This window comes from Streptomyces longhuiensis (assembly GCF_020616555.1).
Lineage (GTDB): Bacteria > Actinomycetota > Actinomycetes > Streptomycetales > Streptomycetaceae > Streptomyces > Streptomyces longhuiensis.
Genome location: NZ_CP085173.1, coordinates 1,171,651 through 1,195,182 on the forward strand (window position 1 = coordinate 1,171,651; position 23,532 = coordinate 1,195,182).

Genomic DNA, 23,532 nt, shown 5'->3' on the forward strand with positions numbered 1-23,532 from the left:
ACAGTGCCGGGGCCGGTCACACGGTGGGCCTGGGCCCCGCGGCGCGGCCGAGCCGGTTGGCGATCGCCAGTCCTAGGCCCTCCTCCACGGGCACGGACGCGAAGATCAGGTCGCACCCCTGCTGATCGAGCTCGCGCAGGAATCCGTACAGACCACGCGCATACGCAGCCAGCGATCCGGGGACCGTCACCACGGCGTGGAGCTTCAGGGGCGCGTCGGAGAAGGATGGAGGCAGAAAGACGCCCACCCGGTGCCCCAGCTCCTGCGCCAGCTCCGCTTCGGAGACGACCTTCTCCGGCTCGACGAGAATGACCCTCGCACGCGGCGCGTAGTGCGACGGATGCTGGCCCGGCACCCGAACACGACTTGCCGAGGGCACAGTAAGCGGGCACCCCAGTACCGCTTCGAGGTCCTCCCGCGTCACCCCTCCCGGCCGAAGGATGCTCGGGGCATCGCCCGTGACATCGATGATGGTCGACTCGACACCGACCTCGCAGGCACCGCCGTCCAGCACGAAGTCGACCGCATCGCCGAGCTCGGCACGGACGTGATCCGCCGTCGTGGGACTGACCGAGCCGAAACGGTTCGCGGACGGGGCCGTGACACCACCGCCGAAGGCCGACAGGAGCGCGAGCGCAACGGGGTGGTCGGGCACGCGCACAGCCACCGTGTCCAAACCGCCGGTCGCTTCGAGGGGCACGCGGGGACCGCGCCGCAGGACCAGCGTGAGTGGTCCCGGCCAGAAGCATTCGGCCAGCAGGCGCGCCGTCTCGGACACGTCCTCGACCCAGTCGTCCAACTGCTCCGCGCCACCGATGTGCACGATCAGCGGGTGGGAGGGCGGACGCCCCTTGACCTGGAAGATGCGCGCAACGGCGGCGGGATCCTCGGCGTTGGCGCCCAGACCGTAGACGGTTTCGGTCGGGAGAGCCACCAGGCCGCCGCCGCGCAGCACACCGGCCGCCTTCTCAATGTCTCTGATTCTTGCCGTCACCCTCGCAATTCTAGGAGCGCGAACAACCGGCCACGGTCATGATCAACCTCAGCGCCGACCACCGTTCCATACACGCTCACCCCCGCGGCCCGGGCAAGACGGACCCGGCCGGAGGCTGTCACTCCCAGACGCATTGCCTTCCCGGTCGCAGGCTGCCTCGCAAAACGGCTTCCTCCCTCCGTGTATCTCGCAAGGCAGCCCTCTCCCCGAGCATCCGGAGGAGGACTTCCAGGCGGCGGCTGGGGAGGGCTCACAGCGGTCTGCCCGGGAGTACCTGCCCGACCGATCCCTGAACATCACCTTCCCCATGCGTAGGTTCCTGCCGCAGCGGCCAAATCTCCGACCCATCCGGAATGCCCCACTGTGGCCGAAGCCTTCCCGCCCCGCGCCCATCAGGCTGCGGGCCTTCGCCCATGCACCGGACGCGCCTGGCCCTTCCTTGCTGGGTGTCAGGCCGTCGGTGTGAGATCTCAGGAGCTCTGAACATGGTTGACACGTTCGGCTGAACGTCCGTCATTTCGCGGCCACCGTAAGGCAGGGGTGCTTCCGTCGGTGGCTGTGGACGTGCACCAGTTGGCCACGTACCGCTACCGGGCCGTCCGCGAGATGCTCGGCGGGCCTCCGATCGATTAGGTCTCGGCCCGGCACGGCACCTCGCGTCAGACTCTGCACCATTGGCGCTGATGTCAGTCGTAGATGTCAGAACGGCGCAACCATGTGTCGCACGCTGGCACGATGGTTCCGTGGCTGGCCTGGAGCGCATCGCGGAGATCGTGGCGTACTACCGAGCACTCGACAAGCGCGCCACCCTACGGCACTACTTCCGCCACGAGGACGAGGAGGGCGGCCACTGGTACATCGAGGCGGTCCCCGACCGTGGCGAGTTGGTCGTCCTCAAGCAAGCCGAGCTGACGTCGGCCGGCCAGCTCCACCGGTACAGCTGGGAGCACTTGGAGGACGAGCACGGCTTCTTGACAGATCAAGCGGTCGCCCCTGAAGAGGACCCGCTGGAGGCCATCCCGGCCGAAGAGTTCCAGCGGGTGTGGAACCGGTGAGTGGGCTGGACATCCGCCGTTGACGTTCCCCACCTTCAATCGCCCGAGTGACCCCAGAAGTAGATCTCGTGAGGCGCTCCCTGATCGTCATGCAGTACCGCGCATCGGCCCACCCACCGCGACCTCGGGAAGACGCCAAAATCCTCGATGTGGGCATGGGTCAGCTTGTCCGTCCCCAGCAGCTCGCGCGCCTCCGCAGCCGTCACAGGCTCCACGGTGTTGTAGTCCGGGGTGTCGTCAGGCCCCAGTACCTGGAAGACGTCCAGGATCGAATGGGTTCCTGCCTGTTGGACCAACTCGTCCTGCCACAACTGCTCCAACGTCGGAGGCCGAGGCTCACGCTCCTCTACCGGCCGCCAGTCGGCACCCTTGACCCAGTAGTAATCCCCGCCTGGAACACCTCTCGCCGCAACATCTGTAGAGCAGCATCCAGGTCTTCCTGGTACGGAACGGAGCAATTCCAACTCGAAGCCCCCACGACAATTACCCCTCCTGATCGCCCCGAAGCGATGGAAACTGACACCCGGACCTGACGTTGAAACAGCTGAGCCTGGGAAGCCTGGCTGATCCAGGGGGAATTGGGCACCCGACCTGCGAGGGAACAGCTCGCCGGGCCCTCGCCGCTGATCCCCCGTTGCCCGCCCTTCCCCGTGGCTCCCCGACCAACCTGACACGGATCTAGCACGGGCTGTGACTTCGCTGCTGTAGTGCGCTGGGGTGGCGGTCAAGCTCAGCGCACGGCGAGTGCCTCGGTGAACATCACAAGATAGCTGTCGTGAGCGAGGCGCAGTTCTCCGAGTTCGTTTTCCTGGAACCACGCGATGGCATCGTGTTCGTCCAACGCGGCATTGACCGGAGCTCCCGTCCAACTTTCGATCAGCCAGATCTGCATGTCGAAAGCGTCGGTATGGATCTGCTGCATGGGTGGGCCTGCAGGCACCGCGACCTCGATCCCGAGCTCCTCGTGCAGCTCCCTGGCAAGTGCCGCACCGGGAAGCTCTCCGGGTTCCACATGTCCACCGGGTAGGTCCCACACGTCCGGGTACCAGCGGCGCTGGGGAGATCGGTGACACAACAACACCCTGTTGCCGTCGCGCAGGAACGCCGCGACGATCCGAGCCCGAGTAGCGCCTTGCGCAGAAGTCGACACATGAGCAGTCTGACAGCGCTGTGCCCCGGCCAGTGAACAGGCCGTGGACTGAGCCGCACCCCTCCACCTACCTTTACCCACCACCGTCCTCAGCTCCCATCTCGTACGCTGCCGACCCACACGCCGTGGAGCGGGCGTGGTTCAGGGCGTCCAGGTGGAGCGCGCCACTGTAGGAACGACCTGGACGCCAGGGGCCGTGTCTGCTCGGCTCTGCCTGGGGCGACGGTGGACGGGATGGGAGCCCCCAACGCACGCCACGATGTGCCCGCGGCCGGGGACGGCGCCCTCTCCATCCCAGTGCCGGCCGATCCCCCGCCGGAGGCATCGTCTGTGACCGGTGGCCGTGTACGTCGGGCGCTCGACTCATGCTATCCGGGCCTATCCATGTGGGGGCGGGCGTCGGCCTAGCCGGGGCGGGGCGGGCCCAAGGCAGGAGCGCAGCGCGCAGCGGAGCCGGGCCGCTTCTCCCGAAGCAACTCGGCTGGCCACTCAACCAGGTGACGGTGCACTTCTGTGACCCCGACGACAGCCAGCGGCGGAACACCGGACGTCGTGCGCAGCTCAGCAGGTGGCATCCTTGCCGTCTGCACCGAAGGCCTCCAGGCGGTCCTTCTGCGGAGTCCGCACAGTTCCGGCCGGCACGTAATGCAGCTGCACGGCGCGGCGGCGAGTGTCCGTCAGATTGGGCGGGGTGCCGTGGTGCAGCAGCCCGTCGAAGAACAGGGCGCCGCCGGGCGGCAGCGGGACAGCGGTGTCGCGGTGGGTCTGGACTTCGGTGTCGCAGATCTGGAAGTCACGGCGAGCGAAGTGGACCACCGGGCCTTCGGTGTGGGTGCCGGGCAGGACATGCATGCACCCGTTGTCGATCGTGGCCTCGTCGAGGGCGATCCACACACCCACGATGGGGGTTCCCAGCGGGATGTCGAAGAAGGCTTTGTCCTGGTGCCAGGGTTTCTCCCGTCCCCCGCCCGGCGGCTTGAGAAGGGCCATGTCCTGGATGAGGACGGGCTCGGCCTCCAAGAACCGAGCGACGGTGGCCAGGATCGCGGGATGGCGGGCGAGTTCGGCCAGGCGCGGCTCGTGCGCGCAGAAATGCTGGAGCTTGCGGACGCCGTCCAGCAGCTCGTCGCGGTTCCGTTTTTCCGGGTGCGCCCACTCCTCGAATTCCACTCTTGCGGGGGACGGCGGGCGGGCTACGACAGCGAGGCCGTCCAGGACTCCCCGCACTTCGCGGTCGGTGAGGAGACCGCGCACGGCCAGGAAGCCGAGATCGCGGTAGGCGCCGGTCTCCGCGGCACCGATGTCGTTGATCGAGTCCAGCAGCGGAGCGAGGCGGTCGGCGCGATACAGGTCGGCGGGAACGGTGTAGGTCATGGGCCGACGGTAGGCCCGGGGGAAGGCGGCCGGGGAGGGCGCGAGTCGTGGATTGCGGGCACTGGACCGGTCTGGAAGGCGTCCGTTCAGGCGGAGCGTTTCCAGATGCCCGGGGCGGTGCCGGTGCGGGCCTTGAACTGGCGGACGAACAGGCGGTGATCGGCATAGCCCAGGACCCTTGCCACCTGGCTCACCGTCATCCCGCTTTCGGCCAGGAGTTCGCGGGCGCGATCGATCCGGACCGTGACCTGGTAGGCACGGAAGGACTGCCCGGTCTCGCGGCGGAAGAGGCGGGAGAACTGATCCGCCGACAGTTCGGCCGACGCGGCAGCTGCATGCAGGTCCAGGCGGCGGGTCGGGTGGCGAGCCAACCACTCCACGACGTCGTGTACGCGCCGGTCCATCAGCGGAGGCAGGTCGCCGACGGCTCGGGCGGCCTGGGCTTGGATCTCCAGCAGCAACGCCACCAGTGCAGCAGTGCTCCGCGCGGAGGTGTCCGGGCCGGGGCGGCGCCTGATACGCGCGAGGCCGTCGAGGTGGCGTCGGACCTCAGGCAGGTCGTCCAGGTGCACCTGGCGCGGGAGCAACGGGTCGGGTGGACCGTCGTCGACCGCCGCGCCCTGGCCGGCATCGTCGTGGGAGTAGTGCTGGTAAGCGACGGTCAGGGGATTGCGAGGGTCGTGATGGGCATCTATCTCGTCCCCCGGCCGCAGCATCAGCACGCAACCGGCGGTGAGAGTGATATCGCGGCCGTTGAGCCGGGCACGTCCGACTCCGTCCAGAACGCACCACAGATCGTGGTCGGAAAGGACAAGATGCCAGGACCAGTCAGGTTCGCAGTGGACGTACCCACCGCCGGGCCGTGCCCGCGGAGCCCATGGACCACTGAGTGTGGCGCCGAGGCGCTCCCACCACTGCGCAGTCCGGCGCGAGGGGTTGTTCTCAACGGCAGTCATGATCCATCAGGGTTGCTGGCGGTTCGGATCGACATAAACAGAGGGAGGCACCTGCCCGAACCGGCATAGCGTACTCGCGGTTGCTTGACGATCGCTGCGTGGGCGCAGATCGAGGTGACTGCGTGCCGGGTACAACGAAGCCCGCGGTGGCCACGAGGGCGCCGGAGGCTTCGGCGGCACGCCTAGGATCAGTTCGTGAGCCTCGGCTGGCTGTGTGTTTGAGGCAGTCCACACGCGCACGCCTCAATCACCCCAGCTCCCATCTCGTACGCAGTCGACCCACACACCGTGGAGCGGACGTGGTTCAGGGCGTCCAGGTGGAGCGCGCCACTGTAGGAACGACCTGGACGCCATAGGCCGCGTCTGCTCGGCTCTGCCTGGGGCGACGGTGCACGGGATGGAAGCCCTCAACGCACGCCACGATGCACCCGCGGCCGGAAATGGAGCCCCCTGCATCCCCCAGGCGCCGTGCGCGGGCCTTGATGAAGTGGGGAAAAGTTCCACCGCGCTGGCGTCAGACGCTTGCCGTCATGGCGTCGCACGTGCGGGCCCGCGCCGTCGAGAGAGTCAAGGAGCCGGATCGCGTAGATCTCGGCCAGCCACTCGCGTGCCAGTCGGCCCCTGTTGATGCGCTGGACACCCAGCACGAGGCCATGAGTCACATGAATCGGCTGCTCAGAACGCGGCGCGGTCGTCAGTGACCACCCGCGTTGATGTCAATGCCCCGGACCAACTGGGGCCGCCTCGTGGGCCGGTGTCGCACGCGACTGCTGGTTGCCGCCGCCGTCCGCTGTCGTTGATGGCACTCGTGGATGTCAGAACGGTGCAACTCCGTGTAAGCATGTCGCCGTGATCACCATCGATGTCAGCGAGGTGAGCGACGAGCGCTCTCTCCACCTGCTTCTGATGCGGGAGCTGGATTTCCCGGAGTTCTATGGCATGAACTGGGATGCCTTCTGGGACGCAGTCACCGGACTGGTCAGCATCCCAGATCATGTGCGCTTTCTCGGCTGGGATCAGCTCGCGGTCGGCGTTCCCCTCGGGGCCGCCATGCTTCGCCGGGCGCTCGACGACTACCAAGCCACGTACCGCCCGGAGTTCCTCGCTGAGTATGCCTAGTGCTCTGACCCCGTCACCCCGACACCCCGACACCCCGACACCCCGACATGCTCGCAGCCCAGCGCCGCCAGCGCGCTCGCATCCGCAGCGAGAAGGGCATCCGATGGGGCGGACGTCCCCTCGTCGATGCCGCTTGACCAGCCCGGCGACTTTGCCCGGCGGGCTCCTAGCAGTAGCCGTCCACCCGGGCACCGGCTGGAGTGAGGTTGGGCCAGGGATGCCGTGCTCTGTCGGAGGCAGCGGACCGTAGGAGGTCAAGAATCGTGCACCCCGGGTAGCCCCGAAAACTCGCGTAGGCGCCCCGGTAGTAGCAGCTCCAGTAGCTCACGACCCGCCGTTGAGTGCGTGCGAAGAAAGCAGGATTGTCCACGAGGAACTCCCCGTAAGCGAGGTGGCCGCAGGTGCCGGGCGTGGCGAGATCACGGAGCTCATCGCAGATGACGACCAGGATCTCCAAGACGTACTCGCCAACCAGCTGCACGACGAAGGGGACCACCCATGGGTCCATGGAACCAACAACCTTCTCCAGGTGGCGCTGCCTGACCATGCCGTCGCTGTGCCTTGAGTACAGGCAGTGCAGAAGCTGTTGTTGGCGCGACGAAAGCGACGCCACCCTGCCCGTTGACGGCTCGTCGTTGTAGAGGCGCTCGGGGATCAAAACCTGCTGGCGCTCGACAGCGACCGAGAACGAGGCATGCGGCTGGAGCCGAGAATCAGGCATCACCGCCAGGACCGCCTCGGCATCGCTTGCAAGCTCGGCTGGGAACGCCGTGATCAACGGATTACTGCGGTCGGAAAGCGGCTGCACGAGCTGAGCATAGGCGGATGCCTCGGCCAGGTAGCTGGCATTAATGGCCCCACACCCGCCCAACCCGGCGAAGGTATGCGGTCGCAGCACGAGCGATGAGCAATCTCCGGATGCAGGCATAACGCTTCCGGTATCGCAGATCGTTTGGCGCCGCCCAGGTCGGATGGACGAGGGACCTGTCACCCTCCGGTGACCTCTGTCGCCGTTGGTCAACCCTTCACGGTCCAGAGGCGGCCCAGCTCATCAGCATGCGCGAACGCGCCCTGTCCGCCGGAGGCCGGTTCACCGCAGGCCCCCGCCCCGACGGTGGATACACCGCCACCGCCGAGCTCCCCCTCAACTTCTGATCCGGGAACCTTATGACCATCCGAGTGCTCCTCGCAGACGATCACGCCCTCCTCAGGGACACCTTCCGCATCCTGATCAACTCCGCCGACGACCTGGAAGTCGTCGGTCAAGCGTCCGACGGCGCGGAAGCCATCACCCTCGCGGAAACACTCCACCCCGACATCGTCATCATGGACATCCGTATGCCCGGCACCGATGGCCTTGCCGCCACGACCGCCATCTGCGGCGACCCCTCCCTCTCGGACGTACGCATCCTCATCCTCACCACGTTCGAGACCGACGAGTACGTCGCCCGCGCGCTGCGCGCCGGAGCGAGCGGGTTCCTCGGCAAAGACGTCACAGCGGACGTCCTCCTCGACGCGATCCGCACCGTCGCGGACGGCGACGCCCTGCTGTCTCCGGCCTCCACCAAAATGCTCGTCAGCCGCTTTCTCGTCACGCCCGAGCCGGCCTCCGACACAGAGCTGCCCGACCAAATCAGCTCTATCACCGCACGCGAACGAGAAGTAATGATCACGGCCGCCCGCGGTATGTCCAACACAGACATCGCGGACACCCTCTGCCTGAGCCCACTGACCGTCCGCAGCCACATCCAACGCGCCATGACCAAACTCCACGCTCGCGGCCGAGCCCAACTCGTCGTTGCTGCCTACCAGTCGGGACTCGTGCAATCGGGACCACCTGCCACTCCCTGACTCTCACCGGGAAGTTGGGGAGCCCAGGCCAGTCCGGATGCAGCGGCAATACAGGCCATCAGCGCATCTCGCCCGTGGCGAGTCGTCGTTGACCGTGGCAGACCGCACGATGTGGCACGGGGACTTTTTCGTCCCGAAGCAACTCGCCGCAGCGCTCTCCCACGGGTGGCGGTGTCTCTCACCTGCTGCGATGGTCCGCAGGTATCCGCACTCGTACGCCGCTGTCCGTCGGCGTTGTCACGCAGTCAGACACTTGCTCTGAAGCTGGCGTGACTCTTGCCGATCCTGTCTTCAGGGACCGAGGACGCCCAGCGCGCCGAGTATGCGCCAGGCAGTACCGAAGAGGAAGAACCCGCCCGTCCATGCTGGGCAATTGGAAGGACTGGGCAGCTCAGCACAATGTCGCGGTGATGGCGGTCCTGTTCTTCGTGCTCGGCCTGAAACTGCTCGGTGACGGCCGGCATCCTCACCTCCAGACGCAGCAGACCTTCCCGAGGGGTTCGCGGTGAGACGCTCTCAAAGTCGGCGCGCGTGCAACCGGGTAGCAGAGGTGCGTCAGTAGCCGGTGCCGCGCTTGACCTGGGCCCGCTCGGTCTCATGGGTCGCGCCCTTGTCGTCCAACGTGCGGCACGCGTCCTCAATGTCCTGGCTCAGGCGATCGATCTGCTCACGGCTCAGGGTCTCCTTGACCAGGGCACGCATGATCTTCACCCGCTCCGCGTTGGGCGGCAGCGTGTACGCCGGCACCATCCAACCGCGCTCGGCCGCGAGTTGCCAAGCGACGTCGGACTCGTCGTAAGCGTGCTTGCCGTCGAGACGGAAAGCCACCAACGGCAATTGCTCGAGGTCACTCCCGATCACTTCGAAGCGACCGCTGCTACGCAGGTTGTCCGCCAACGCGTGGGCGTTCTCCTGCAACATCTTCATGACGTAGGTGTAGCCCTGGCGACCGAGCCGGACGAAGTTGTAGTACTGCGCGAGCACCATCGCCGCGCCGGTAGAGAAGTTCAGCGTGAACGTCGCGTCAGTCTTGCCCAAGTAGTTCTCATGGAACACAAGATCCTTGGGCAGGTCGGACTCCTCGCGGAAGACCAGCCAGCCGATGCCGGGGTAGACCAGGCCGTATTTGTGTCCCGAGACGTTGATCGAACGGACCTGCTCGAGCCGGAAGTCCCATTTCGAGTCCGGGTAGAGGAAGGGCCACACAAATGCGCCACTGGCCCCGTCCACGTGGATCGGAATGTCGAGGTCCCGCTCCTTGCGAACGTCCCGCAGGAGCTTGTCGATACCGACAACGTCATCCTTGTGGCCGGTGAACGTGGTGCCGAGGACAGCGACGACGCCGATCGTGTTCCCGTCGAGGTGAGGCTCCACGTCCTCCGGGCCGATCGTGTACTTGCCCTCGGCAAGCGGCACGATCCGCGGCTCGACGTCGAAGTAGCGGCAGAACTTCTCCCACACGACGTGGACGTCGCCACCGAAGATCAAGTTGGGTCGGTCGACCGACAGATTGGCCGCCTGGCGGCGCTCCCGCCACTTCCACTTCAGCGACAGCGCCCCGAGCATGATCGCCTCGGACGAGCCCTGGGTCCGACATCCGGTCGTCTTGCCCGGAGCGTTGAAGAGGTTGGCGAGCATGCGCACGCAACGCTGCTCGATCTCGGCGGAAATCGGGTACTCCGCATGGTCGATGAAATTGCGGTGGAGATTCTCGGCGATGATCCGTTGCGCCTGCGGCTCCATCCAAGTGGTGACAAACGTGGCGAGGTTGCGCTGCGGGTCGCCCTCCATGGCGAGATCCACATCCAGCAGCCTCATTGCGTCAGTCGCAGCCATGCCTTCCTCGGGGATGGTCTCCGAGGGAGCGGGCACGGTCAAGAATCTGTTGCCGAACAGTTCCGCGTTGTCACGCTTAGTCATATGTCGAGTCAAACAGCCCCGGTGCATGCCTCCATGAGGGACACGCCGAGGCAAATAGCGAGGGGCTAACTGGCTGCAGTCCTGCGCGCTACAAAACAACCCCTCGTTTGGGAAAGGCATCCAAAAATTCGGCAGCTTGCCTGACCTCGATCCCGCGGACGATGGACACCGCGACATCGGCCGGGGAGTTCTTCGGGGCGTCGCCGTGTGCCGCCATCGCCGTGTCGGTGTGACCGAGCATCACATAGCCCGGTTCAGGATCACGAATCCGGACCGCTCACGGCGATGATGCCCCGGGCCCTGGAGGCCATGCCTCCAGGGCCCCATCGTGCTGGCGGAGCCACGAGACAACCAGCGTCAGGCCGAAGTTCACGACTTCGACTTCGGGAGGCACTCGTCGGTGACACGAGGCTGCAGCGGGTGCGGACGCTGGACAAGAGGGACAAGCTGGTCGCGATCGACCGCGACTCGTAAGTGCCGAGCCAAGCCGCCCCGAGGTGAGCCTTGAACGTGGAAGCTGACATCCCGAGCCTTGCCGGCGTCCACCACCTGAAGCTACCGGTACGCGATCTCGCCCGCTCCGAGGCGTGGTACATGCGCACGCTCGGCTACCGGCGGGCAGCCGAGTTCATCGAGAAGGGGGTGTTGATCGAAGTCGTGCTGAGCCATCCGGCCGGCGGACCGCACCTGGCGCTGCGGCTCGCCCCCGGCCGGGCCGAGGCCGCCGCAGGCTTCGACTACTTCGCGATCGCGGTGCCCGACAGCGCCGCGATCCAGGCGCTCGCCGCCCGCCTTGAGGGCCTTGGTGAAGCGCACGGCGGCGTCTGGCGCGGCCTGCGCGGATGGCTGCTGCCACTGGTGCATGATCCCGACGGCCACGAGGTGCGCTTCTACACTGTCGAGGAACACACCTTGAGCGAGCCCGGCCAGGTCATGCGCATGGTGGACCCGCAGGAGAGCGCCGAGCAAGTGCGGCCCGCCGCGCCGTAGCAGGTGACGCCCATTACTCCTTCTGTTCGTCTGCCCGGTGACAGCAAACCTTGAGTGCATGCCGCCGGAGTCTGAGTAGTGCAGGTGAGGGCGGGATGATCAGGTCCGGGGCGTGGTGGTGCGCTTTATGGCGATCATGGCGGCGTCGTCGTTGAGGTGTCCGCCGACGTGGTGCATCAGGTCGCGACGGAAGCGGCCGAGGAAGGCGTCGGGGTCGTTCCCGGTCCAGCCGGTGATGCGCTCGGCGAGCGGGTAGAACGTGCCGGTGGAGTCCCGGGCCTCGGTGACGCCGTCGGTGTACAACAGCAGCAGATCTCCCGCCTCGAACGGGAAGCTGTCGACGTGGTAGCGCGGATGCGCCAGTGCACCCAGGCCCAGTGGAGGTGCCGGATGAAGGGCGTCCATCGTCGCCGGTCGGCCGTTGCGCAGGACGACCGGCGGCGGATGCCCGCAGGCAACCATCTGGACCAGGCCGTCCTGGTCGGGGATGTCCAGGATGTTGGCGGTGATGAATGTTTCCCCGAAGCAGCCCGTCTCGCCCGGCTCCATCAGGTCCCAGCACACGCTCCGGTCGAGGTAGCTCACCAGCTCGCCCAGGCTCGCCTGGCGGTGGGCAGCGACGCGGAACGCTCCGAGCAGCAAGGCAGCGTCATTGACCGCGGTCATCCCCTTGCCTCGCACGTCGCCGACAATCAGCCGGGTGCCGGAGGTGGTGCGCGCCGCCGCGTACAGATCCCCGCCGATCTGGGCCTCGGCCTCTGCCGCAAGGTAGAGGGAAGCCACGCGCAGCGGCCCGCTCTCCTTGGGCAGCGGCGGCAGGACCACACGCTGGGCGGCCTCGGACACGTACCGCACTTGCGCCAGCTCTTTTGCGCGACGCTCCCGGAATACACAGAAGATCACCAGGCTCGTGCCGACCAGCACCAGGGCGATGATCTGCGCCTGGTGGTTGGACGACAGCATCGCGTCGGAATCGCGAACCAGTCCGATGACCGTCTGCGCGATCACCGCCAGTGCAGAGACCAGGCCCACCGACCAGGGCCCCCCGAACAACGGCGTGATCGCCGGGGCCGCGACGAGCAGCGGACCCAGATGAATGTCGGGCGGGGCAAGAATGTCGATCACGGACACCGCAACAATCCACGCGATCGGGATGGCGAGCAACGCCCCACCCGCTCGCACCGGCCGTCGAAGTCCTCCGAGGCGCTGCGGCATGACTCCTGTCTACACCGACCTCCCCCTGCGCGCACCGGGCGGCGGAAAGGGTCAGTGTCGTCGGCTGCTGCCGGCCCTGACGACCAGGAACTCGTGCCAATCAAGTTCATGGACACGATTCCGATGACCGTCAGACTTCGGCGGCAAGGATTAACGCTCAGCGGCACAGGACAAAGGCGCTTCACACCTGTTACTGAGCGCTTTAAGTGGCCAACCTGAGCATCACAGTTGGCCGCCCCGTCCGACCTGCACCGGTAGCTCGTTTGCCTCGCTGTTGCGTGGCTTTCGCGGGAAGCGCCCTGTCGGCGACCCGGTAGGCGCTTCGCCTACCTGACCTGCGAAAACGACGTTGCGCATGATGGTTAGGCTTCGAGTCACACGATGGGACTGAACGCCTTAGTTGGTCTTACGGCTCATTCGACGGAGGTGCGGAGCGCGGCTTGGATCCCCAGATACAGCCCTGCATCGTCGCCGTAGTGACCTTGCCCTTGAAGCCTGCTGCTGGCGTCAGCCGGTCCTTGCACCAGCGAGAGACGTCGTCCGCCATGCCGGTTGCCGGGTCCCCTTGCTTGGCGAGAGCGGCGGCGAAGTCGTAGCCGCGCTTGTATTCGGCGTCCGCGATCGAGCCGGGCTCGTACGGGTTCCCGTAGATGATGCGGGGCGACAGTCCGGAGGTGCCGCCTCGACTGATGAGCGGGGCGATCAGCAGCACCGTAGGCAGGCCGACCAAGACCGAGGCGAACAGCAGGCCCAGCTTCGGGGACGTCTTTTTGCCGACCGCGTACGACAGCGCCGTCAGCGGAATGGCTAGAACGAACCACAGGAGCGGGATGATCGCTGCACCACCTGCCACCCGTCAGGCCCCCCTTTTTTTCGCGGCTCAGCGGCGTCAGGCTACGTGTCGTGACCGGGACACGGAAACGCGGGGTGTGTGGCGCTCGGCGCCGCATGGTTGCCGGTCGCCACCGGCCAGGTGTCGCGCTCACTGGCTTCCCAATGGAGAAGTCAACCCGCCGTAAGTCAGATCCACTAGCCGAGCCTTCCCTGGTGGATGGTCTGCACAGTGAGCACTGGGTTCATGGGTTCGATGAGTTGTTCCACGGCGACAGCCAAGGTGGGCCGGGGCATCGGCCTGCAGCAACGCACTCACGTACTCGAGGGCCTGCGATGGAGACAGCATCGGCAGTCGCCGGCGCAGGATGCGTGCCGCTTGCATGTGCCCACGCACGGCGGCGGCTTCGCGTATCTCATCGTGTAGATCGTCCACAGGGGTGCGGACGGCCAGCGACAACGGCGAGGCCCTCACGGTGCGAGAGATTGCCGCGGCTGTCGGCCTGGCCAGCCCCTCGTCGGCGCTGTACCAGCTGCGCCGTCTCGAGGAGGCCGGGATCGTTCGGCGCGCTCGGGGCGCCGGCTCGTGGGACTACCGGCTCAGCTGACGTTCCGACGCCGCCCACCCCATTGACACGTTCTCTTCCGTGGGGAGTGACCAGGCGGGCATCAAGCCGGGATCGCGGATGACGGGCCGGTCAGACGTCGCGGACCTGATGAGCGCCGCCTCGCCTTGCGAGACCTGGGCGGTGGGTTGAACCTGGAGATGAGGCGTGCCTACTGACCACATGGACCGAGCGCAGACGGCTGCGGGACTCGGCGACCGCGGCCCGTGCAGGGAGCGGATTCCAATGAGGCTTGTCGTCGATCTCAACCGGTGCCAGGGGTTCGCGCAGTGCGTCTTCCTCGCCCCGGACGTCTTCGCTCTGCACGGGGAAGAGGCGCTGCTGTTCTCTCCTCGCTTCGACGAGGCACAGCGTGACCGGGTGGAGAAGGCTGCTGCCGCCTGCCCGGTCCAGGCCATCCTCGTCGACTACTCCGATGAGCCGACGAAGCGGGTGGAGCCCCATGTCGGCTGACACGGACGTCGAAGTCCTGCGGCGCGAGGGCCGCGTTGTCGTGGTCGGTGCCTCGCTGGCCGGTCTGCGCGCGGCGGAGACCTTGCGCGAGCAGGGCTTCACCGGATCGCTGACCATGATCGGCGACGAGCCGTACGAGCCCTATGACCGGCCGCCGCTGTCCAAGCAGGCACTGCTCGGGCGGGCCCGGCCCGAGGACACCGCGCTTCCGCGGCGGCGGGACATCGACGCCGAGTGGCGTCTGGGCGTCGCCGCCGAGAGCCTGGACCGGGACGCCAAGCAGGTACGTCTGACGAACGGCGACATCGTCCCCTACGACCGCCTGCTGATCACCACCGGGACCAGAGCGCGGCCTTGGTTCCACCCGGAAGAGGCCGCGCTGGACGGGGTGTTCGTGCTGCGTACCCGCGACGACTCCGCCCGCCTGCTCCGGAAGCTGACCGCAGGTGTGTCCCGGGTGCTCGTGATTGGCGCCGGTTTCACGGGCTCCGAGGTCGCCTCCGGCTGCCGGGAGCGCGGCCTCGAGGTCACGGTCGCCGAACGCGGTCCGGCGCCGCTGGTGGGCGCACTCGGCGGAGTCATTGGCGCGGTCGCGGATCGGCTGCAGCGCAAGCACGGAGTCGACCTGCGCTGTGGGGTCAGCGTCACCGCCCTCGAAGGCGACGATGTGGGACGGCTCAGGCGCGCCCATCTGTCAGACGGTGCGGTGATCGACGTGGAGGTGGCGGTCGTCTCGCTCGGGGCCATGCGGAACACGGAATGGCTCGCCGGCTCGGGAGTCGCCGCGGGTCCCCGGGGCATCGCGTGCGACGCCGGGTGCCGGGTGTTCGACGTCAACGGCATCGTCACCGACGACATCTACGCCGCCGGTGATGTCGCGCGCAGCCCCCACCCGCTGTTCGACTACCAGTTCCTGGCGCTGGAGCACTGGGGTAACGCGGTCGAACAGGCCGAGATCGCCGCCCACAACATGATCTGTGCTGGTCCGGATCGCCGTCCGCACCTGTGGCTGCCGATGTTCTGGTCCACCCAGTTCGGCGTCAACATCAAGTCGGTGGGTGTTCCCACGCTGGGCGACCAGCTGGTCGTCGCCCAAGGGGCGCTCGCCGAGGAGCGGTTCGTCGCGGTGTACGGGTACCGCGGCCGCGTCATCGCCGCGGTCGCCTTCGACGGAGCCAAGTGGCTGGGGTTCTACGAGCAGCAGATCGCGTCCGGCGCCCCCTTCCCTCCCGAGTACCGCGCGGTCGACCGCCGGACCGAGACGCTGCATCCGATCGACCCGGCCTTCCCCGACCCTCATCTGCCCACCCATGGGGCCACGGTCACGCTGACGGGTCACTCGCCGAGCGAGCGGCGTGTCACGTTCGTTCCGTCGCATGCCTGATCACCGGCCCTGTACCGCGGAGCCCTCAGGAGTCACCATGACGTCCGGCAGCATCGTCGCTCAGATCACCGACTACGCCAATCGGGCCGATCCGTACCCGCTCTACGCGGAGCTGCGCAAGACTCCGGTCAGACGGGAGGACGACGGCACCTACCTGGTCAGCACCTACTACGAGGTGCGGAGCCTGGCCAACGACCCACGGCTGAGCAACGACACGAGCAACCGCCCCGCCGGCCATGGCCGCCCCGGGCAACCGGCGGCGGACAGTGGCCTGCCGCCCAGCTTCATCTTCACCGACCCGCCCGTGCACGACCGGCTGCGCGACACGATCAACCGGCCGTTCGGTCCCCCGCACAGCCCCAGATTCCTCGACGGCCTGCGCGGAGAGCTGGCCAAGGTCGTCACCGAGCTGCTCGACGCCTTCGAAGGCAAGGACCGGGTCGACATCGTCGAAGACTTCGCCTACCCGCTTCCCGTCACCGCCATCTGCAAGGTCCTGGGCGTGCCGCGCGAGGACGAACCGCTCTTCCACGCCTGGGCCGATGCCCTGGCGTCGTCAGTCGATCCCCACTCCGGCGACGACGGCGGCCCGGAAAAGGCACAGCGGGCACGCCAGGAGCTGGGCGCCTATCTGGCCGATCTGATCGAGACCAAACGCCGGCACCCCGGCGCCGGGATTCTCAGCGCGCTCGCCCCCGACATGACACCGGCAGACCTGGAGGCCACCGCAGTGCTGCTCCTGGTCGCGGGCCACGAGACCACCGTCAATGCGATCACCAATACAACCCTCACCCTGCTGCGCCACCCCGACATCCTCGAGCGGTTCCAGAAGGACCCGGAGCTGGCCGTCCCCCTCGTCGAGGAAGTGCTGCGGTACGAGCCCCCGGTCCAGTTCGTCCCGTGGACCACCGCCCTGGCCGACATCGACGTCGCCGGCACCACGATCCCCAAGGGCTCGCCGGTCTGGCTCATGCTGGCCGCGGCCAACCGCGATCCCCGGCGCTTCGAGGACCCCGACCGGTTCGATCCCGACCGCAAGGACAACGAGCACCTGGGCTTCTACACCGGCATCCACTACTGCTTCGGCGCCCCGCTCGCCCGCATAGAACTCCATGTGGCTGTGCCCGAACTCTTCCGCCGGGTCAATTTCTCCCGGCTGCTCGAGGACCCACCGCCCTACCGTGCCAACGCCGTGCTGCGCGGCCCGCGCCATCTGCCCGTGGCCATCGAGGGCCTGACGGACTAAAAGACCACTGACGCAGGGCCGTTCGTCGCGAAGTCTGTGTCCTCGGGGACCCCGGCGGCCCGGCAACGCTCCGCATCCGTCGTCCAGCGCACCGGCACCGGTCCGCGCGGAATAAGTCAGATGGCGGAATAGGTCAGATGGACGGCGACCGGGGAAGCGCCCGCGTCCACCTGATCCGCTTCCGCGTCCCTATCCGTCTTGCGGTGTGGGCCAGGTCCGCCGGATCTCGGCGTCGGTCATCGCGGGCGTCCGCGCCGCGGGGGTCTGGCCCAGGCCGAAGCCGCGCAGGAAGACATCGGCGTAGCGGCGCCAGGCTTCGGGGGCGATGTCGTGGGTGCGGTCGGCGACGGCACCGATCATGTACAGAAAGGCGTAGACGTCGGAGCTCGCGAAGTCGCCCCGGACGGCGCCCGCTGCCAGCGCCCGTTCCACCAGGCCGTCCACATGGGTGCCGAGGCGGTCGCGCATCTCGGCGATGGGCTTCGTTTCGATGCTTGTGGCGGCGAGGATGAACTCCAGCGAGCGGTCGCGGGCCCGCCACTGGGCAGCTTCGAGCAGGTAGTGGCGCAGTGCCTGTCCAGGGTCCTCCTGTTGTTCCGCCGTCTTGGCGAGGTGCAAAAACGTGGTGAAGCGTTCCGTGAACAGGGCATCGATCAGGGTCTGGAGGTCAGGGAAGCGGCGGTAGACCGTGGCGACCCCGAGACCGGCCTCGCGGGCGATCTCGTTGAGCGTGACGGTGGCGCCGCGCTGCGCAAACATCTGGTCGGCCGTCTGCATGATGAGGCGGCGGTTTCGTTCGGCGTCCGCTCGCAGCGGGCGTTGCGTGTCCCCGGTCACGATCAGACATTCTCCACCGTCGTCGGGCGGCCCACTTGCCAGACCAGGAGCAGGGCGCCCGTTGCGACGCTCCACAGTAGCCAGGAGTAGACACCGCCGCGCTCGAAGATCCCTGCTGTGCTCGCCGACATGCCCACAAGGAGCTCGCTGAGCAGGCCGAGGGCGCCGACCGCGATGCTGAAGACCCGGTAGGCCAGGGGGAGTCGGAGACCGCGCAGCGATCCCGCGATGATCGCGATCGTGTTCGCGCAGACAATGCCGACCGCCGCGCCCCCACGTGCAGGGCCAGACTGAGGTCCGCGCCGTCCGCAGAGCCGTGGAACAAGCCGACCAGCACCATGCCCACGCCGTGCGGGATCGCGAGGCTGATGATCACCCGATGGACGCGGCCCTCGACCAGGCAAGCCAGCAGTACCCCTGCGGTCGCGCACAGGATCCCCTCGAGCATGAACGAGGTGCTCATCAGCGCATGCCGCGGGGAGCAGAGGTCGTGCCCCTGGAACCGGGTGCCGCAGACGGGTACGCCGAGATCGCTGATGTAGTTCGTGGCCTAGCTGTAGGGCGAGCGGGTCCAGGCCGCCGCGGTGAGCGCTTCGAGGACCACCCATTGCGCTGCGTTCAGCAGCAGGATGATCGACCCCATGGGAGAGCCGGATTCTGCGGGGCATGCGGACTCCTCGTCGTGCATGGCCGGCGTCTGTAGACACTCAGCGTAGGTTAAGTGGACGAATCTATCCGTTTAGCGGATGCGGGCCGAGCTGTCGCCGTAGCCTTCCATCACGCCGTCTTCGGCTGGGGCCGAGCAGCGGTGGGGGCTGGGTGGGCGGAGCGTGGGTTGACTGCTGGGAGGGGTGGGGACCCATGACGGAACAACTCGGGTTCGGGGAGGTGCTGCGCGCTCATCGCCGTGCGGCGCGTCTGACGCTGGAGCAGTTGGCCGAGTCGTCCGGGGTCGGTGTCCGGACGTTGTCGGACATGGAGCGGGGGCGCAGCAAGGGGCCTCAACAGGGCACTGTGACGGCGGTGGTGAATGCGCTCGCGCTGGACGAGGATGCGCGTCGACACCTGATCGAACTGGCACGCGACGGCAGGCTGCGTGACCACTGGGCGCGGCCGTCGGGGTTGTGCGAACTGCCGCCCACGGTCGAGGACTTCACCGGTCGCAGTGCGGAACTGGTCTGGATGAGTCAGCTGGTGTACGTCGAGAGCGCGCCGGGTGTGGGCATGGTGGGGCTCGTCACCGGGTCGGCGGGGCTGGGGAAGACCTCCTTTGCCGTACGAGCTGCTCACAGCGTGCGTCCGAGCTTTCCCGGCGGAGTGTTCTTCGTTGATCTCTTCGGCATGTCCCAGCGACCGGCGGCCGCCGGTGACGCGCTGCGCCTGCTGTTGCGCGCGCTCGGTGTCGCGGACCAGAACATTCCGGGTGATGTCCAGGAGCGGGCCGTGCTGTACCGATCGCTGTTGCGCGACAGGCGGGCCTTGGTCGTACTCGACAATGCCACGTCCGAGGAGCAGGTGCGGCCGCTATTGCCGGGCGGGGGTGCGGGCCGGGTCCTGATCACCACGCGTCGGTTACTGGCAGGTCTGGAGGGTGTACGCAGGCTCGCCCTCGGTCCGTTGTCCCTGCCGGACTCGACGACGCTGCTGGCCGGGATCGTGGGTGAGCGTCGCGCATCCGACCAGGAGCCGTCCATGGTCCGGCTCGCCGAGCTGTGCGGGGGGTTGCCTCTTGCGCTGCGGATCATTGGCAACCGGCTGACCAGCAGACCCGACTGGGACCCGGCCGAACTCGCCGCCCGGCTCGAGAGCGAGGAGAGCCGTCTGGGGCAGTTCAAGGCCGGGGATCTGAAGATCGCGAACGCGTTCGGCATGTCGTACGAGCAACTGCCTTCCGCGGCACGGCGAATGTTCCGGCGACTGGCCGTCATTCCCGGCCGTGACTTCGACGCGGTTCTCACGGCGGTCGCCGGCGGCATGCCGATCGGGGACACCTGGGAGGCACTGGACGACCTCGTGGACCTCGGCCTCCTGCAGGACTCGTCTGCGGGCCGCTACCGTCTGCACGACCTGGTCCGGCTGTTCGCACGTGACCGGCTTCAGGAAGAGGAGACCCCGGCCGAACGCGAGGCGGCGACCGCCACGGTGACGTCGTGGCTGTTGCGCATGACCACGATGGCCGGACGCTGGTTCGAACCCGGCTACGGGCGGCCCGTACAGCCCGACCCCGATCTCACCGTACTGGCCGACGAGCGGGACGCCGACCGGTGGTTGCGCAGCCATGTGGACAACTGGACGGGCGCACTGCGCGCCGCGGCGGACAACGGCCGGCACGCGGCCGTCCTCGACTGCGCCGAGTCGATGCACTGGTTCTCCGACAGGTGGATCCACGGCTCGCACTGGCGCGAGGTCTTCACTCTGGGTGCGCAAGCCGCCGCTTGCCTGGGCGACCTGGCCCAGCAGGCGACCCAGCTCAACTATCTGGCCTGGGTGCACGGCCAGCCCCCGACGGACCACACAGCGGCGCTTCGCTGCGCGGCCGAAGCGAGGGACCTGGCCACCCGCAGCGACGCCACGGAACAGGTCGTGTGGGCCTACCTGTATGCCGCTCACGCACTCCGCCTCCTGGGCCGACTCGACGAGGCCACCGAATCCGCCGCGCGGGCAACCGAGTTGACCCATTCCCTCAAGGACGCGCACATCGCCTACACCTGTGCCACCAACCTCGGCCTCTGCCTACGCGACGCTGGACGCCCTGCCGAGGCCCTGGAGCAGTACCACCGCGCACTTGCCCTGGTTAACGACGAGGCATCCGGGATGACGCCGAGCATCGCCGCACACTTACGGCCCTACACGCTCGCGCACATCGGCCAGTGCCAGGAGCTGCTCGGCCGGAGCGCAGAAGCGGTCGCCTCCCTCAGCGAGGCGACCGACCTCATGGAGCACTTCGATCCCAACTATCTGCACGCGGGTGCCCTGGAGAGGCTGGCAGTCCTGCTCGCCGAAGAGGGCCGCAGGGACGAAAGCCGCCGCACCTACGCGCAGGCAGCGCGAGTGAATGCGGCCATCGGTGACACCGAAGCCCACGACCGCTGCCACTCCCTGGCCACCGCCGTTCCCTGAGCCCGGCGAACCTTGAGTGGTGGAATACCGGCACCTCGCAACTCTGCCTGCTGTTCCGCATGTTCAGCCGCTTTTGGCCCGGCTTGTATGGGGCCCGGCGGACAGGCACCGGGCCTGTCTCTCCAGATGGGACAGGGATCATGGCAACCATCAGGAACATCGTGCTCGTCCACGGCGGTTTCGTGGACGGATCAGGCTGGCAGGGCGTGCACGAGCACCTCACCGCCGACGGCTACCGGGTGGCTGTCGTACAGAACCCGACTCAGTCCCTGGCCGGTGACGTAGCCGCCACCCACCAGATCCTCGACAGCCTCGACGGTCCCGCCGTGCTGGTCGGGCACTCCTACGGCGGGGTCGTCATCACCGAAGCGGGCACTCACCCCAACGTCGCGGCCCTCGCCTACATCACCGCGTTCGCACCGGACAAGGGCGAGTCGGTCAGCTCCCTGATCGCCGACCCGCCGCCCGGCGCGCCGGTCCCGCCGATCCTGCCGCCGAGGGACGGGTTCCTGTTCCTGGACCGGGACAAGTTCGCGGCGTCCTTCGCCGCTGACGTTCCCGAGAAGCTGGCCGCGTTCATGGCGGACTCCCAGGTCCCCTGGGGCGTCGAGGCCCTGGAAGGGGCCGTCTCCGAGCCGGCCTGGCAGACCAAGCCGTCGTGGTACCTGGTCGCAGCCGACGACCACATGATCCCGCCGCCCGCCCAGCGCGCCATGTCCGAGCGCGCCGGGGCGACCGTGAGCGAGACCCCCGGCAGCCACGCCGTCTACGTCTCCCGCCCGGCCGTCGTTGCCGCGGTCATCGCCCAGGCCGCCCAGGGACTCAACGGCCAGGCGTAGACGGGCACAACCCCGCCGGCCGCCGCGGCCGGACGGGATGGGCCCAGCCGGCCGCCGCGGCCCATCCCGTCGCCCCAGCGGCCGGCCTCACCACCGCGCCCCAATCACGTCAGGAGTATTCATGGGACCGGACCTCACCCGCCGAAGAGTCATCGCCACCGGCGCCGCCGCCGCGGCATCGGCCGCGCTCCTCACCCCGAGCAGCGCCACGGCCGCCACCGGCAGCCGCCCCGCGCCGGGCGCCAAGCCGACCATCGTGCTGGTCCACGGCGGCTACGCCGACTCGTCGTGCTGGAACGGAGTCATCCGGGAGCTCCAGGGCAAGGGCTACACCACGATCGCAGGATCGAACCCGCTGCGGGGCATCCCCACCGACGCCCCGTACATCGGGAGCCTGCTGGACTCCATCAGCGGGCCGGTCGTGCTGGTCGCACATTCCATGGGTGGAACCGTCATCACGAATGCCGCTGCCGGGAAGAGCAACGTCAAAGCGCTGGTCTACATCGCGGCGTTCGCACCCGATGTGGGCGAGACCCAGGGCGAACTCATCGGCAAGTTCCCGGGCAGCGAGGTCCTGCCCGTGAGCGTGCCGGTCCCGTACACCAAGCCCGACGGCACCACCGGAACCGACCTCTACCTGAGCAAGGACGGCCAAGCGGCCTTCGCCGCCGACGTGTCCACAGCTGACTTCCGACTCCTGCAGGCCACCCAGCGGCCCTTCGACGCGGACTCCTTCACCTACCCGACCAGGGCCGCCGCGTGGCGGACGATCCCCTCGTGGGGGCTGGTCGCCGGCCGGGACAAGGCGATCCCGCCCGCAGCCGAACGCTGGATGTACAGCCGAGCAAACTTCCGCAAGGTCGTCGAAGTGCCGACCTCGTCCCACGTCGTGATGATCAGTCACCCGAAGACCACCGCAAGGCTGATCGAGGAAGCCGCCAGAGCCAGCACGTGATCGCTACCGTCCGGTCCACGCCCCTGCGGGCCAGAGCTTCACCGCGGGCATCCCCCTAGCGCCCCATCCCCTAGTGGCGGGCCAGGAGCACTCCGCTAGGGGATGGGGCGCGCGGCCGACGTGAGCGCGGGGTGAGTCTCGACGGTGAAGCCGGCCTCATCGAGCCAGGCCGCCAAAGATCCGCCCAGGCAGGGACAGTCACACAGTCGGACGCTTGCTGCCGTGACTCCGCACTTGGGGCGGGCGCCATCGAGGACGTTCAGGAGCCGGATCGAGGTGAGGAGGTCCTGGGCTTGACTATGGTGCGTCGTTCGAAAGGCACCGCGGGACCCTGGTAGTCAGCTGTGACGGCGCGACGGAGATGAAGTGTCGCAGGCCAGTCCGCGCGGAATCCTGGTCATCTCGAAGGCTACGAAAGGGCATCGCGAAGGACAGCCAGGGGTCAACATGCCAGGCGCCGCGCTTCCCGCAGGTCACCGAACTCCTTACGTCCGGGTATCGAAAAGAGGTTCCCCGAGTTACCCCTGAAGCAGAGTCAGGTTCCCTGAGAGCTCGTCAAAGGATCATGAGCGGTCCCTCTTGAGGCGCCGCCGCACTCGGTCCGGTTTTCAAGGGAG

24 protein-coding genes and 1 pseudogene are annotated in these 23,532 nt (G+C 67.7%); 12 read left to right on the top strand and 13 right to left on the bottom strand.

The features are described from left to right. Positions 1-16: 16 nt before the first annotated feature. Complete coding sequence (locus LGI35_RS05560) at positions 17-994, bottom strand: L-threonylcarbamoyladenylate synthase (protein WP_227292785.1); 978 nt, start codon at positions 992-994, stop codon at positions 17-19. Positions 995-1,737: 743 nt separating this feature from the next. Between LGI35_RS05560 and LGI35_RS05565 the strand changes: the two genes are divergently transcribed. Further along, the gene (locus LGI35_RS05565) at positions 1,738-2,049 is read left to right on the top strand and encodes a hypothetical protein (RefSeq protein ID WP_227292786.1); all 312 of its coding nucleotides are present in this window, start codon (positions 1,738-1,740) and stop codon (positions 2,047-2,049) included. 35 nt (positions 2,050-2,084) lie between these two features. Here the strand turns inward: LGI35_RS05565 and LGI35_RS05570 are convergent, their stop codons facing one another. The 5 genes and pseudogenes from LGI35_RS05570 to LGI35_RS05590 all read right to left on the bottom strand — a co-directional run. Then, on the bottom strand, positions 2,085-2,369 hold the full coding sequence (locus tag LGI35_RS05570) for a hypothetical protein (protein ID WP_227292787.1): 285 nt from the start codon (positions 2,367-2,369) through the stop codon (positions 2,085-2,087). 410 nt (positions 2,370-2,779) lie between these two features. Continuing rightward, complete coding sequence (locus tag LGI35_RS05575) at positions 2,780-3,199, bottom strand: NUDIX domain-containing protein (RefSeq protein WP_227292788.1); 420 nt, start codon at positions 3,197-3,199, stop codon at positions 2,780-2,782. 561 nt (positions 3,200-3,760) lie between these two features. Further along, positions 3,761-4,573 (bottom strand): phytanoyl-CoA dioxygenase family protein, encoded by an 813-nt coding sequence (locus LGI35_RS05580; RefSeq protein WP_227292789.1) that lies wholly within the window; start codon positions 4,571-4,573, stop codon positions 3,761-3,763. Between the two features lie 86 nt (positions 4,574-4,659). After that, complete coding sequence (locus tag LGI35_RS05585) at positions 4,660-5,529, bottom strand: helix-turn-helix domain-containing protein (RefSeq protein ID WP_227292790.1); 870 nt, start codon at positions 5,527-5,529, stop codon at positions 4,660-4,662. A gap of 506 nt (positions 5,530-6,035) precedes the next feature. Continuing rightward, positions 6,036-6,134, bottom strand: a pseudogene (locus tag LGI35_RS05590) (NUDIX hydrolase); the annotation flags it as partial. A 244-nt stretch (positions 6,135-6,378) separates the two neighbouring features. Here LGI35_RS05590 and LGI35_RS05595 point away from each other — a divergent pair. Next, positions 6,379-6,648, top strand: coding sequence for a barstar family protein (locus tag LGI35_RS05595; RefSeq protein WP_227292791.1), 270 nt, complete (start codon positions 6,379-6,381; stop codon positions 6,646-6,648). A gap of 166 nt (positions 6,649-6,814) precedes the next feature. On the opposite strand, the gene LGI35_RS05605 is transcribed toward LGI35_RS05595, so the two are convergent. Further along, the gene (locus LGI35_RS05605) at positions 6,815-7,456 is read right to left on the bottom strand and encodes a hypothetical protein (RefSeq protein ID WP_227292792.1); all 642 of its coding nucleotides are present in this window, start codon (positions 7,454-7,456) and stop codon (positions 6,815-6,817) included. Positions 7,457-7,815: 359 nt separating this feature from the next. On the opposite strand from LGI35_RS05605, the gene LGI35_RS05610 reads away from it, so the two are divergent. After that, positions 7,816-8,499 (top strand): response regulator transcription factor, encoded by a 684-nt coding sequence (locus LGI35_RS05610; RefSeq protein ID WP_227292793.1) that lies wholly within the window; start codon positions 7,816-7,818, stop codon positions 8,497-8,499. A 362-nt stretch (positions 8,500-8,861) separates the two neighbouring features. Next, entirely contained in the window at positions 8,862-9,008 is a 147-nt protein-coding gene (locus LGI35_RS05615; RefSeq protein ID WP_227292794.1) for a GAP family protein, read from the top strand. A 46-nt stretch (positions 9,009-9,054) separates the two neighbouring features. Here the strand turns inward: LGI35_RS05615 and gad are convergent, their stop codons facing one another. Then, a complete protein-coding gene (gad, locus tag LGI35_RS05620; protein WP_227292795.1) occupies positions 9,055-10,419 on the bottom strand; it encodes a glutamate decarboxylase in 1,365 nt (454 codons plus the stop codon). 510 nt (positions 10,420-10,929) lie between these two features. On the opposite strand from gad, the gene LGI35_RS05625 reads away from it, so the two are divergent. Next, positions 10,930-11,409 (top strand): VOC family protein, encoded by a 480-nt coding sequence (locus LGI35_RS05625; RefSeq protein WP_227292796.1) that lies wholly within the window; start codon positions 10,930-10,932, stop codon positions 11,407-11,409. A 99-nt stretch (positions 11,410-11,508) separates the two neighbouring features. Here LGI35_RS05625 and LGI35_RS05630 read toward each other — a convergent pair whose 3' ends face one another. Both LGI35_RS05630 and LGI35_RS05635 read right to left on the bottom strand, forming a co-directional pair. Next, positions 11,509-12,624 (bottom strand): PP2C family protein-serine/threonine phosphatase, encoded by a 1,116-nt coding sequence (locus tag LGI35_RS05630; RefSeq protein WP_227292797.1) that lies wholly within the window; start codon positions 12,622-12,624, stop codon positions 11,509-11,511. Between the two features lie 406 nt (positions 12,625-13,030). After that, positions 13,031-13,477 (bottom strand): hypothetical protein, encoded by a 447-nt coding sequence (locus tag LGI35_RS05635; protein ID WP_227292798.1) that lies wholly within the window; start codon positions 13,475-13,477, stop codon positions 13,031-13,033. 418 nt (positions 13,478-13,895) lie between these two features. Between LGI35_RS05635 and LGI35_RS05640 the strand changes: the two genes are divergently transcribed. The 4 genes from LGI35_RS05640 (at position 13,896) to LGI35_RS05655 (ending at position 17,164) form a co-directional block, all read left to right on the top strand. Beyond that, on the top strand, positions 13,896-14,063 hold the full coding sequence (locus LGI35_RS05640; RefSeq protein WP_227292799.1) for a LexA family protein: 168 nt from the start codon (positions 13,896-13,898) through the stop codon (positions 14,061-14,063). Positions 14,064-14,306: 243 nt separating this feature from the next. Then, positions 14,307-14,534 (top strand): ferredoxin, encoded by a 228-nt coding sequence (locus LGI35_RS05645; protein WP_168527920.1) that lies wholly within the window; start codon positions 14,307-14,309, stop codon positions 14,532-14,534. Further along, a complete protein-coding gene (locus LGI35_RS05650; protein WP_227292800.1) occupies positions 14,524-15,918 on the top strand; it encodes an NAD(P)/FAD-dependent oxidoreductase in 1,395 nt (464 codons plus the stop codon). Before LGI35_RS05645 ends, LGI35_RS05650 begins: the two co-directional genes overlap by 11 nt. A gap of 37 nt (positions 15,919-15,955) precedes the next feature. After that, on the top strand, positions 15,956-17,164 hold the full coding sequence (locus LGI35_RS05655) for a cytochrome P450 (RefSeq protein ID WP_227292801.1): 1,209 nt from the start codon (positions 15,956-15,958) through the stop codon (positions 17,162-17,164). Positions 17,165-17,353: 189 nt separating this feature from the next. On the opposite strand, the gene LGI35_RS05660 is transcribed toward LGI35_RS05655, so the two are convergent. The 3 genes from LGI35_RS05660 to LGI35_RS05665 form a co-directional block, all read right to left on the bottom strand. Continuing rightward, positions 17,354-18,001: a TetR/AcrR family transcriptional regulator gene (locus LGI35_RS05660; protein ID WP_227292802.1), complete on the bottom strand. Its 648-nt coding sequence runs from the start codon at positions 17,999-18,001 to the stop codon at positions 17,354-17,356. 2 nt (positions 18,002-18,003) lie between these two features. Continuing rightward, positions 18,004-18,132 (bottom strand): hypothetical protein, encoded by a 129-nt coding sequence (locus LGI35_RS46070; RefSeq protein ID WP_264484666.1) that lies wholly within the window; start codon positions 18,130-18,132, stop codon positions 18,004-18,006. 419 nt (positions 18,133-18,551) lie between these two features. Further along, complete coding sequence (locus LGI35_RS05665) at positions 18,552-18,689, bottom strand: hypothetical protein (protein WP_227292803.1); 138 nt, start codon at positions 18,687-18,689, stop codon at positions 18,552-18,554. A gap of 173 nt (positions 18,690-18,862) precedes the next feature. On the opposite strand from LGI35_RS05665, the gene LGI35_RS05670 reads away from it, so the two are divergent. The 3 genes from LGI35_RS05670 (at position 18,863) to LGI35_RS05680 (ending at position 22,915) form a co-directional block, all read left to right on the top strand. Further along, on the top strand, positions 18,863-21,121 hold the full coding sequence (locus LGI35_RS05670; RefSeq protein WP_227292804.1) for an XRE family transcriptional regulator: 2,259 nt from the start codon (positions 18,863-18,865) through the stop codon (positions 21,119-21,121). 140 nt (positions 21,122-21,261) lie between these two features. Then, on the top strand, positions 21,262-21,960 hold the full coding sequence (locus LGI35_RS05675) for an alpha/beta fold hydrolase (RefSeq protein WP_227292805.1): 699 nt from the start codon (positions 21,262-21,264) through the stop codon (positions 21,958-21,960). 121 nt (positions 21,961-22,081) lie between these two features. Then, complete coding sequence (locus LGI35_RS05680; RefSeq protein ID WP_227292806.1) at positions 22,082-22,915, top strand: alpha/beta fold hydrolase; 834 nt, start codon at positions 22,082-22,084, stop codon at positions 22,913-22,915. Positions 22,916-23,532 lie beyond the last annotated feature (617 nt).